Genomic DNA, 10,762 nt, shown 5'->3' with positions numbered 1-10,762 from the left:
GCATCTGGTTGCGGGGATGACGGCGGGGGCGACGAAGGGGTGACGTCTTTATCGCCCCTGCGGGGCGGGGCCTCGCTCCGCGCCGACCTGCGGACCGGGGCTTCGCTCCGCGGGGAACTGCGCGACCAGCCCCCACCGGCCCGCAGATCCACGCGGAGCGAAGCCCCGGTCCGCAGGTCGGCGCGGAGCGAGGCCCCGCCCCGCAGGGGCGATAAAGACGTCACCCCTTCGTCGCCCCCGCCGTCATCCCCGCAACCAGATGCTTCTGCGCGAACAGGAAGAACACCGCCGCCGGCACCGCGATCAGCACGGACGCCGCCGTCATCGGCCCCCAGTTCGCCGTGTACTGCGTGACGAACGTCTGGAGCCCGCCCGCCAGCGTCAGGTTCTCGTCCCCGACCATGAACGCCGACGAGTACGCGACCTCGCCCCACGCCGTGATGAAGGAGTAGAACGCCGTCACGGCGAGCCCCGGCTTCGCCAGCGGCAGGATCAGGCGCCAGAACGTGCCGAACGGGTTCAGCCCGTCCACCCGCCCCGACTCGTCGATCTCCACCGGGATGCCGTCGAAGAAGCCCTTCATCATCCAGGCGCAGAACGGGACCGCGATCGTCAGATACGTGATGATCAGGCCCACCGGCTGGTTCAGCAGCCCCAGCTGGCCCATGAGGTTGTAGAGCGGGACGATCAGGATCGCCATCGGGAACATCTGGGTGATCAGCAGCGTCCACATCAGCGGACGCATCCCGGGGAACCGGAAGCGGCTCACCGCGTAGCCGGTGGTCGCGGAGATGAAGACGCCGAGCAGCGTCGTCACCCCGGCGATCAGCGCCGAGTTCCCGAACCAGGTGAAGAAGCTCGTCCTGTCCACCAGATAGCGGTAGTTGTCGAGCGTCGTGTCCTTGAAGAAGTCCGTGGTGATCGCGTACTTCGCCGGCTTCAGCGAGGTCAGCAGCACCCACAGGACGGGGAACACGGCGGTGACCGACGCCATGATCAGCGTGGCGTGCAGCCCGACGGAGGCGAGTGGGGAGCGCCTGCCCCGTACCGGACCACGCGTACGCGCGGACTCCCGTGCCGACGACATCGTCACCACACCTCTCCCTGCTTGCGAAGCGAGCGCCGGTACACGAGCGCGAAGACCATCAGCACCGCCAGGATCAGCACGCCCCACGTCGCCGACCCGGCGAAGTCCCGCGGGCTCTCCACGAAGGCCTGCCGGAACGCCTGCGTCACCAGGATCTCGGTGGAGTCACCGGGACCGCCCCGCGTCAGCAGGAAGATCACCGGGAACATGTTGAACGTCCAGATCGTGGAGAGCAGGATCACCGTGGAGGAGACCGACCGCAGGCCCGGGACCGTGATGTAGAGGAACCGCTTCCAGGGCCCGGCCCCGTCCATCTCGGCGGCCTCGTACAGCTCGCCGGGGATCGACTGCAGGCCGCCCAGGAGCGCCACCATCATGAACGGGACGCCCAGCCAGACGTTGACCGCGATGACCGAGAACTTCGCCCAGGTCGGGTCGTCCAGCCACGGCACCGCCGAGATGCCGCCGCCGTCCAGGACCTTGTTGAGCAGGCCGTTGTCGCGGTTGAAGAGGAAGCGCCAGGCGAACACCGACACGAAGCCCGGCACCGCCCACGGCAGGATCAGCATCATCCGGTAGGCGGCGCGGCCCCGGAACTGCCGGTTGAGCATGTTCGCCAGCGCCAGGCCGAGCAGGAACGTGGTCGCGACACAGCACACCGTCCACACCACGGTCCACGTCAGCCGCTGCAGGAAGACCGGGTCCTTCAGCACGTCCACGTAGTTGTCGAGGCCGACGAACTTGTACGTGGCGTCGATGTGGTTGGCGCCGATCGTGCGGCCGACGTTGCGCTCGTTGGCGTCGGTGAGCGACAGATAGACGCCGCGGCCGAGCGGCCATCCGATGATCACGCCGAGGACGATCACCACGGGGGCGACCATGGTCCAGGCGTACCAGTGGGTCGAGAGCGCCCGCCGGAGCCGGCCGGGGCGCTCGCCGGTCGCGCGGCCCCGGCCGCGGGCGCTCTCGCCCGCGGCCTTCGCCGTCGACTGGCCGGTGTGGACAGTCATGTCAGTCAGTACCCGTCTCCCGCTGCCCGTCCGCTACTTCCAGTCCTTGAGGATCTTGTGGAAGGCGGTGGCGGCGTCCTTGGCCGCGTCCTCGGGCGAGGAGGCGCCGGTCACGGCCTTGGTGAACTGGAGCTTCAGCGGCTCGAAGAGGGAGCCGTTCTCCGGGATCCAGGCGCGCTCGACGGCCTTGTCGACGGCCGGCTTGAAGAACTTGACCATGTCGTTGGACTTCACGTCCGGCTGGTCGTACGCGGCGGTCCGGGTCGGCAGCAGGCTGAGCGCCTTGGTGGTCTGCACCTGGACGGTCTGCGAGGTCAGGTAGTCGACGAAGGCGTGCGAGGCGTCGCGGTTCTTGGAGCCCGCGTAGACGGCGAGGTCGTGGCCGCCCTGCGGGGCGCCCTGGGCGGCCGAGCCGGCCGGGACGACGGCGACACCGAGGTTGTACTTGTCCTTGAACTCGTCGCCCGCGTACACATCGGCCACCGACCAGGGGCCGTTGACCATCATGGCGACCTTGCCCGACTTGAAGGCGGTCTCCATGTTGTTCCACCCGTCGGTGGCGTTGGTGATCGCGGCGCCGGAGGTGACCAGGTCGCGGGCGGCCTTGAAGGCCTTGACCCCGGCCGGGGCGTCCACGGTGACCTTCTTGTTCTTGGCGTCGACCAGGTCGCCGCCCTCGCCGTAGATGAACGGCAGGAACCAGAAGGAGTCGTCGCCGCGCAGGTAGAGGCCGGTCTTGCCGGTCTTGGACTTGATGGCGGCGGCGGCCGTCTTCAGCTCCTCCAGCGACTTCGGCGGCTCGACGCCGGCGTCCTTGAGCATCTTCTTGTTGTAGAAGAGGCCGAGGGTGTCGATGACCTGCGGGACGGCGTACATCTGGCCGTCGTACTTCCCGCTGGCCACGGCCTGCTTGAGGAAGGCGGAGTCCACTTCCTTGGCCTTGGCGTCCGGGACCTTGTCCAGGTAGCCGAGCGAGGCGAAGTCGGAGACCCAGCCGACGTCGGCGCGGATCACGTCCGGCGCGTCGGAGCCGCTGCTGAACGCGTTCTTGATCTTGTTCTGCGCGTCGCCGTACGGCACGTTGACGTACTTGACGGTGACCTTGGGGTGCTGCGCGTGGAAGTCCTCGGCGATCTTCTTGAACGTGTCCTTCTCGGTGTCGTTCGAGGTGTCCCACCATGTGACGGTGCCGGAGAGCTCGCCCGAGCTCTTCTTGTCACCGCTGTCACTGCTGTCACTGTCGCCGCAGGCCGTCGCCGCGAGCGCCAGGGTCGCGACCAGCGCGGTGGCCGCTATGCCACGTCGCATGTGAACTCCTTCAACGGGTGCCGCGCCATCACGGCGCCGGATCGCCAGGAACGTAACAAGGATGAAAGAAGACCGAAAGACCTTGCGAAGAATTTCTGCAAGGCCGGTCGATCGTTACATCCGCGTGTCCACACGGTTGCCGATGCGCGCCTTGCCAGGAGGCCCTTCCGTACCCCATGGGCACGTACGGGAGGCCGGCGCCGCCTTTGCAAGGCTTCCGCAAGACCTTGCAGGACTGTTACCTTCGAGGTGCAGCGGCGTTGATCCCGTAGGCGCAGGACCCCCAGGCGCAGGACCCGTGCAGGCCACCGGAGAGGGACCCGTTCATGACACAGGAGCCGAGCACGACCACCGCCGTCGCGGACATCGAGGACCGGGCCCCCGCGCACGGCACCGGCTGGTGGCGCGACGCCGTGATCTACCAGGTGTACGTGCGCTCCTTCGCGGACGGCGACGGCGACGGCATCGGCGACCTGCCCGGTATCCGGGCCCGGCTGCCGCACCTGGCCGCGCTCGGCGCGGACGCCGTCTGGCTCACCCCCTTCTACGCCTCCCCGCAGGCCGACGGCGGCTACGACGTGGCCGACTACCGGGCCGTCGACCCACTCTTCGGGGACCTCCAGGACGCCGACGACCTGGTCCGCGAGGCCCACCGGCTGGGACTGCGGGTGATCGTCGACATCGTCCCCAACCACACCTCCGACCAGCACAGCTGGTTCCGCGCGGCGCTGGCCGGCGGCCCCGAGCGCGAGCGCTACCACTTCCTCCCCGGCAGGCGCGGCGCCGTGCCCGCCCAGGGCGGCGCCACCCCGCCCAACGACTGGGAGTCGGTCTTCGGCGGCCCGGCCTGGACCCGTACCGAGGACGGCGACTGGTATCTGCACCTGTTCGCCCCCGAGCAGCCCGACCTCAACTGGGAACACCCGGAGGTGCGGGCCGAGTTCGAGTCGGTGCTGCGCTTCTGGCTCGATCTCGGTGTCGACGGCTTCCGGATCGACGTGGCGCACGGCATGGTCAAGGCGGCCGGGCTGCCCGACATCGGCGCCCGTGAGCAGGCCAAGCTCATCGGCGCCCAGGAGCTGCCCTTCTTCGACCAGGACGGCGTCCACGAGATCCACCGCTCCTGGCGCCGGCTGCTCGACTCCTACGAGGGCGAGCGCATCGCGGTCGCCGAGGCCTGGGCGCCCTCGCCCGAGCGGCTCGCCCTGTACGTACGCCCCGACGAGCTGCACCAGGCCTTCAACTTCCAGTTCCTGACCTGCCCCTGGGACGCGGCCGAGATGCGCGCGGTCGTCGACGCCTCGCTCGCGGCGACCCGCTCGGTCGGCGCTCCCGCCACCTGGGTGCTCTCCAACCATGACGTGGTGCGCCACCCGACCCGTTACGGCGGCGGCGCGCGGGGCCTGCGCCGGGCGCGGGCCGCGGCCCTGCTGATGCTGGCGCTGCCCGGTTCCGTCTACCTCTACCAGGGCGAGGAGCTGGGCCTGCCCGAGGTGACGGACCTGCCCGACGAGGTGCGCCAGGACCCGTCCTTCTTCCGCGCCGAGGGCCAGGACGGCTTCCGCGACGGCTGCCGGGTGCCCATCCCGTGGACCGAGGACGGTCCCAGCCACGGCTTCGGCAGCGGGGGCAGCTGGCTCCCGCAGCCCGAGTCCTGGCGTGGCCTCTCCGTCGAGGCCCAGACCGGCGATCCGCGCTCGACCCTGGAGCTCTACCGCGCCGCCCTCGTCCTGCGCCGCGAGCTGCCGGGGCTCGGGGACGGCGGGATGGAGTGGCTCCAGGCGCCCGAGGACGTGCTCGCCTTCGCCCGCGAGGGGTTCGTGTGCACGGTCAACACGGGCGCCGACGCGGCCCAACTGACGGTTCCGGGACGGCCGCTGCTGTCGACCTCGGCGCTGGAGTTCACCGGCGGTACCGTCACGATCCCCGCCGAATCCGCAGTCTGGTGGGCAATCTGACGTGCGACCGGTACAGTCCAATCCCGTGACCGCACGGCTTGCCGACATTGCAGCCCAGGCGGGGGTCAGCGAAGCCACAGTCAGCCGCGTGCTCAACGGCAAGCCCGGCGTGGCCGCGGGCACCCGTGAATCGGTGCTGGCCGCCCTCGACGTCCTCGGCTACGAGCGGCCGGTGCGGCTGCGCAGGCGCAGCGCCGGTCTGGTCGGTCTGATAACGCCGGAGCTGGAGAACCCGATCTTCCCGGCGCTCGCCCAGGTCATCGGTCAGTCCCTGACCCGCCAGGGGTACACCCCGGTGCTGGCCACCCAGACGCCCGGCGGCTCCACCGAGGACGAACTCACCGAGATGCTGGTGGACCGGGGCGTCTCGGGCATCATCTTCGTCTCCGGGCTGCACGCCGACACCACCGCCGACATGGAGCGCTACGAGCAGCTGCGCGCGCAGGGCGTGCCGTACGTGCTGGTGGACGGCTTCTCGCCGAAGGTGCAGGCGCCCTTCATCTCCCCCGACGACCGGGCGGCGATGCGGCTCGCGGTCACCCACCTCGCCGCGCTCGGCCACACCCGTATCGGCCTCGCGGTGGGCCCCAAGCGGTTCGTGCCGGTGCTGCGCAAGATCGAGGGCTTCACGGCCGCGATGGAGGACTCGCTCGGGTTCACGCCCCTGGAGGCCGAGGCGCTGGTCCAGCACTCGCTGTACACGCTGGAGGGCGGCCAGGCCGCCACCACCGCGCTGATCGCGGCCGGCTGCACGGCCGTGGTGTGCGCCAGCGACATGATGGCGCTCGGCGCGATCCGGGCGGCCCGCCAGGCCGGGCTGGACGTGCCGAAGGACATCTCGGTGGTCGGCTTCGACGACTCCCCGCTCATAGCGTTCACCGACCCACCGCTGACCACGATCCGCAAGCCGGTGACGGCGATGGGGCAGGCGGCCGTCCGCGCGCTCCTGGAGGAGATCGGCGGCACGCCTGCGCCGCACAGCGAGTTCGTGTTCATGCCCGAACTGGTGGTTCGCGGTTCAACCGCTTCTGGACCCGCGCCCAAGTAGTTCTCCGGTGGGGCGGGTGCCCGCTTCGGCCTAAAATCGGGGGAAGAGTCACCCTCTCGTCCGTGAGGAGTCCTCCACCAGGAGTACGAATCCGGACCGAACCCGACCGGAGGACGATCTGCGGGGAGGGGGTCCGTCTGGCAGACTCTCTCGCTATGGGTGAAATGACCGTGAAGACTCTGGAAGGTACGGCGGACACCCCGTCGGCCGCCTCGTCGGCTGCGCCCACACCCCTCTCGGAAGAACACCCCACCGAAGCGCCGACGCCGCCGGTCCCGGCAGCACCCGCCTCACTCCTCCAACGGCTGCGCACCCCGCGCCGCCCCCGGATCTGGTTCGAAGTCCTCCTGATCGCGGTGAGTTACTGGACGTACTCGCTCATCCGCAACGCCGTCCCCGAGCAGCGGACACAGGCGCTGGACAACGCCGACTGGCTCTGGTCGGTCGAGCAGCACCTCGGCATCGCCGTGGAGCGCTCCGTCAACCACGGCGTCAACTCGGTGACATGGCTCATCACCGGCATGAACTACTACTACGCCACGCTCCACTTCGTGGTGACGATCGGCGTCCTGGCGTGGCTCTTCCGCAGCCACCCCGGCCGCTACGCCGCGTCCCGCCTGGTCCTCTTCGCCACCACCGGCGTGGCCCTGGTGGGCTACTACTTCTACCCGCTGGCGCCGCCCCGCCTGATGAACGGCGGCGGCTTCGTCGACACCGTCCTGGCCCACCACACCTGGGGCTCGATGGCCTCGGGCGACCTGAAGAACATGTCGAACCAGTACGCGGCGATGCCGTCGATGCACATCGGCTGGTCGCTCTGGTGCGGTCTGACGGTCTTCGCGCTCGCCAGGGCGCCCTGGGCGCGGATCCTGGGCCTGCTCTACCCGGCGGCGACCCTGGTCGTCATCGTCTCGACGGCCAACCACTTCTGGCTGGACGCGGTGGGCGGCGTCCTCTGCCTCTCCTTCGGCTTCCTCCTCTCCCGCGCCTGGTACGGCAGGCTGCCGCACCGGCTGCCCCGACGGATCACCACCCCGCCCCGCGCCCGCGTGGTGACGGGCACGGCGCGTGCCTGACGCCGCCTCGCCCGTCCCTTCCCGGCCCGCTCCGGATAGGCTCGTTCCCGACCTTGATCCGGCGCGGAGCCGGGCGCGGTGGCAGGAGGAGGCGGCGGTATGACGGCGGTGCCCGGGCGCAGGAGCAGCACCTTCACACGGCTGCTGCGGTTCGGCTTCACCGATCCGTCGGCGGCCGAGCGGCTCCTCGACGTTCCCGAGCTCGCCTCCGTACGGACCGATCCGGTGCTCCTGGACGCGCTGGGCGCCACCGCCGACCCGGATCTGGCGCTCGCCGGTCTGGTACGGATCGTGGAGGCGCAGGACCCTGCCGAGCGGCGGGCGCTGCTGGACACCCTGATCACCGCCAAACCGCTGCGGGACCGGCTGCTGGGGGTGCTGGGGGCCTCCGAGGCGCTCGGCGACCATCTGGCCCGCCATCCCCGCGACTGGCACGCCCTCGTCACCTACGAGGCCGCGGACCTGCATCCGGGGGTCGCCGAGTTCGAACGGGGGCTGGCCGGGGCCCGGGACCCGGTGTCGCTGCGGATCGCCTACCGCCGGTGCCTGCTGGCCATAGCGGCCCGTGACGTGTGCGGGACGACCGACGTGGCCGAGACCGCGGCCGAGCTCGCGGACCTGGCCACCGCCACCCTGCGGGCGGCGCTCGCCATCGCCCGTACCGCCGCGCCCGAGGACGCCGCGATATGCCGGCTCGCGGTGATCGCCATGGGCAAGTGCGGCGGCCATGAGCTGAACTACGTCTCCGACGTCGACGTGATCTTCGTCGGGGAGCCCGCCGAGGGGGCCGACGAGCGCCAGGCGCTCCAGGCCGCCACCCGGCTCGCCTCGCACCTCATGCGGATCTGCTCGGAGACCACCGTCGAGGGCACCATCTGGCCCGTCGACGCCAATCTGCGCCCCGAGGGCCGCAACGGCCCGCTGGTGCGCACCCTCTCCTCACACCTGGCGTACTACCAGCGCTGGGCCAAGACCTGGGAGTTCCAGGCGCTGCTGAAGGCGCGGGCGGTGGCCGGGGACCCGGAGCTGGGGGCCGCCTACATCGAGGCCGTCTCACCGCTGGTGTGGCAGGCCGCCGAGCGCGACAACTTCGTGGCGGACGTGCAGAAGATGCGCCGCCGGGTCGTCGACAACATCCCGGCCGCCCAGGTGGAGCGCGAGCTGAAGCTGGGCCCCGGCGGGCTGCGGGACGTCGAGTTCGCCGTCCAGCTGCTCCAGCTCGTGCACGGCCGCAGCGACGCCACCCTGCACAGCGGCACCACCCTGGACGCGCTCGGCGCGCTCGCGGCGGGCGGCTATGTGGGGCGCGCGGACGCCGCCCAGCTCGACGAGGCGTACCGCTTCCTGCGCGCGATGGAGCACCGCATCCAGCTGTACCGGCTGCGCCGCACCCATCTGGTACCCGAGGACGAGGCCGATCTGCGGCGCCTGGGCCGCTCGCTGGGCCTGCGCACCGAGGCCGTCAGCACCCTCAACCGGGAGTGGAAGAAGCACGCCTCCGTGGTGCGGCGGCTGCACGAGAAGCTCTTCTACCGGCCGCTGCTCGACGCGGTCGCCCAGCTCTCCCCCGGCGAGACCCGGCTCAGCCCGCGCGCGGCGGGCCAGCGCCTGGAGGCCCTGGGGTACGCCGACCCCACCGCGGCCCTGCGGCATCTGGAGGCGCTCTCCTCCGGCGTGACCCGCAAGGCCGCCATCCAGCGCACCCTGCTGCCGGTGCTGCTCGGCTGGTTCGCCGACTCCGCCGACCCGGACGCCGGCCTGCTGGGCTTCCGCAAGGTCTCCGACGCGCTCGGCAAGACGCCCTGGTACCTGCGGCTGCTGCGCGACGAAGGCGCGGCGGCGGAGAACCTAGCCCGGGTGCTGTCGGCCGGCCGCCTAGCGCCCGACCTGCTGCTCCGCGCCCCGGAGGCGGTGGCGATCCTGGGTGACCCGGGGGGCCTCGGGCCCCGGCTGCGTGAGCCGCTGGAGCAGGAGGTGCTGGCCGCGGTGGGCCGCTCCGAGAGCGCCGAGGGCGCGGTCGCGGCGGCCCGTGGCGTACGCCGCCGGGAGCTGTTCCGCACCGCCGCGGCCGATCTGATCGGCAGTTACGGTACGGAGGACAGCCCGGCCGAGGAGGACCCCGGGGCGCTGGTCGACCGGGTGGGGAACGCGGTCACCGACCTGAACGCGGCGACGCTCTCGGGCGCGCTGCGGGCGGCCGTGCGGGCCGAGTGGGGCGAGACGCTGCCCACCCGGTTCGCGGTCATCGGCATGGGCCGTTTCGGCGGGCACGAGCTGAGCTACGGCTCGGACGCGGACGTCCTGTTCGTCCACGAGCCGCGCGACGGCGTCGACGAGCAGGAGGCCACCCGGGCCGCCAACCGGGTCGTCACCGAGATGCGCCGGCTGCTCCAACTGCCCACCGCCGACCCGCCGTTGCTGATCGACGCGGATCTTCGTCCGGAGGGCAAGAGCGGCCCGATGGTGCGCACCCTGGCCTCCTACGCCGCGTACTACCGCCGCTGGTCCCTGGTGTGGGAGAGCCAGGCGCTGCTGCGCGCCGAGCCGATGGCGGGCGACGAGGAGCTGGGGCGGCGGTTCGTCGAGCTGATCGACCCGCTGCGCTACCCGGCCGACGGGCTCGGGGAGGACGCGGTGCGCGAGATCCGGCGGCTGAAGGCCCGGATGGAGTCGGAGCGGATGCCGCGCGGCGCCGACCCGACGCTCCACACCAAGCTGGGGCGCGGCGGCCTCTCGGACGTCGAGTGGACGGTCCAGCTCCTGCAGATGCGCCACGGCTGGGCCGAGCCGGGCCTGCGCACCACCCGCACCCGGACCGCGCTCCGCGCCGCCCACGCGGCGGGTCTGATCTCCACCGAGGACGCGGTGACGCTGGACGACGCGTGGGTGCTGGCGACGCGGGTGCGGAACGGGGTGATGCTGGTGCGGGGGCGGCCCGGCGACACGTTCCCGTCCGACGGGCGGGAGCTGGCGGCGGTCGGCCGCTACCTGGGCTACGAGCCGGGGCACGTCGGGGACATGCTGGACGACTACCGGCGGGTCACGCGGCGGGCGCGAGGTGTGGTGGAACGGTTGTTCTACGGGGCGTAGCGTTGCTGGTGGGACGGCGTCGGCCCGCGCTCGGACCGGCCGCGCGCCGTGGGCACGGACACACCCAACCGTTCCCGTTTCCTTCACCCGCACGGATCTTCCCGTCTTCGAGCGTCCGCCCTAGTCTCACGGTGCACCGCCCCCCACGTCCCCCACACCGGAGGTACCGCCGTGTCCGGCTGGTC

General features: G+C 71.4%; 7 protein-coding genes. 4 read left to right on the top strand and 3 right to left on the bottom strand.

Annotated features, from left to right (window positions below):
* Nucleotides 1-220 precede the first annotated feature (220 nt).
* The 3 genes from ACJA3G_RS19215 to ACJA3G_RS19205 are packed head-to-tail and all read right to left on the bottom strand — an operon-like array spanning nucleotide 221 to nucleotide 3,405.
* Nucleotides 221-1,087 (bottom strand): sugar ABC transporter permease, encoded by an 867-nt coding sequence (locus ACJA3G_RS19215; RefSeq protein ID WP_406554243.1) that lies wholly within the window; start codon nucleotides 1,085-1,087, stop codon nucleotides 221-223.
* Nucleotides 1,088-1,089: 2 nt separating this feature from the next.
* Complete coding sequence (locus ACJA3G_RS19210; RefSeq protein WP_406554241.1) at nucleotides 1,090-2,097, bottom strand: carbohydrate ABC transporter permease; 1,008 nt, start codon at nucleotides 2,095-2,097, stop codon at nucleotides 1,090-1,092.
* A gap of 33 nt (nucleotides 2,098-2,130) precedes the next feature.
* Nucleotides 2,131-3,405 carry an extracellular solute-binding protein gene (locus ACJA3G_RS19205; RefSeq protein WP_406554240.1) on the bottom strand — a complete coding sequence of 425 codons (1,275 nt, stop codon included), beginning with the start codon at nucleotides 3,403-3,405 and terminating at the stop codon, nucleotides 2,131-2,133.
* A 326-nt stretch (nucleotides 3,406-3,731) separates the two neighbouring features.
* Here ACJA3G_RS19205 and ACJA3G_RS19200 point away from each other — a divergent pair, with 326 nt between their 5' ends.
* The 4 genes from ACJA3G_RS19200 to ACJA3G_RS19185 all read left to right on the top strand — a co-directional run bounded on the left by ACJA3G_RS19200 (nucleotide 3,732) and on the right by ACJA3G_RS19185 (nucleotide 10,577).
* Nucleotides 3,732-5,363 (top strand): glycoside hydrolase family 13 protein, encoded by a 1,632-nt coding sequence (locus ACJA3G_RS19200; protein ID WP_406554239.1) that lies wholly within the window; start codon nucleotides 3,732-3,734, stop codon nucleotides 5,361-5,363.
* A 25-nt stretch (nucleotides 5,364-5,388) separates the two neighbouring features.
* On the top strand, nucleotides 5,389-6,411 hold the full coding sequence (locus ACJA3G_RS19195; protein WP_406554238.1) for a LacI family DNA-binding transcriptional regulator: 1,023 nt from the start codon (nucleotides 5,389-5,391) through the stop codon (nucleotides 6,409-6,411).
* A 164-nt stretch (nucleotides 6,412-6,575) separates the two neighbouring features.
* On the top strand, nucleotides 6,576-7,487 hold the full coding sequence (locus ACJA3G_RS19190) for a phosphatase PAP2 family protein (protein WP_406554242.1): 912 nt from the start codon (nucleotides 6,576-6,578) through the stop codon (nucleotides 7,485-7,487).
* A 99-nt stretch (nucleotides 7,488-7,586) separates the two neighbouring features.
* The gene (locus ACJA3G_RS19185; RefSeq protein ID WP_406554237.1) at nucleotides 7,587-10,577 is read left to right on the top strand and encodes a bifunctional [glutamine synthetase] adenylyltransferase/[glutamine synthetase]-adenylyl-L-tyrosine phosphorylase; all 2,991 of its coding nucleotides are present in this window, start codon (nucleotides 7,587-7,589) and stop codon (nucleotides 10,575-10,577) included.
* Nucleotides 10,578-10,762: the final 185 nt, after the last annotated feature.

Source organism: Streptomyces sp. YS-3 (assembly GCF_045257485.1).
Classification (GTDB): Bacteria; Actinomycetota; Actinomycetes; order Streptomycetales; family Streptomycetaceae; genus Streptomyces.
This window is presented reverse-complemented; position numbering and strand designations above follow the sequence as displayed.

Bases quoted from the DNA above. Each gene is read 5' to 3' on its own strand.
- ACJA3G_RS19215 (WP_406554243.1), bottom strand. From the start codon at position 1,087: ATGTCGTCGGCACGGGAGTCCGCGCGTACGCGTGGTCCGGTACGGGGC.
- ACJA3G_RS19210 (WP_406554241.1), bottom strand. From the start codon at position 2,097: ATGACTGTCCACACCGGCCAGTCGACGGCGAAGGCCGCGGGCGAGAGC.
- ACJA3G_RS19205 (WP_406554240.1), bottom strand. From the start codon at position 3,405: ATGCGACGTGGCATAGCGGCCACCGCGCTGGTCGCGACCCTGGCGCTC.
- ACJA3G_RS19200 (WP_406554239.1), top strand. From the start codon at position 3,732: ATGACACAGGAGCCGAGCACGACCACCGCCGTCGCGGACATCGAGGAC.
- ACJA3G_RS19190 (WP_406554242.1), top strand. From the start codon at position 6,576: ATGACCGTGAAGACTCTGGAAGGTACGGCGGACACCCCGTCGGCCGCC.
- ACJA3G_RS19185 (WP_406554237.1), top strand. From the start codon at position 7,587: ATGACGGCGGTGCCCGGGCGCAGGAGCAGCACCTTCACACGGCTGCTG.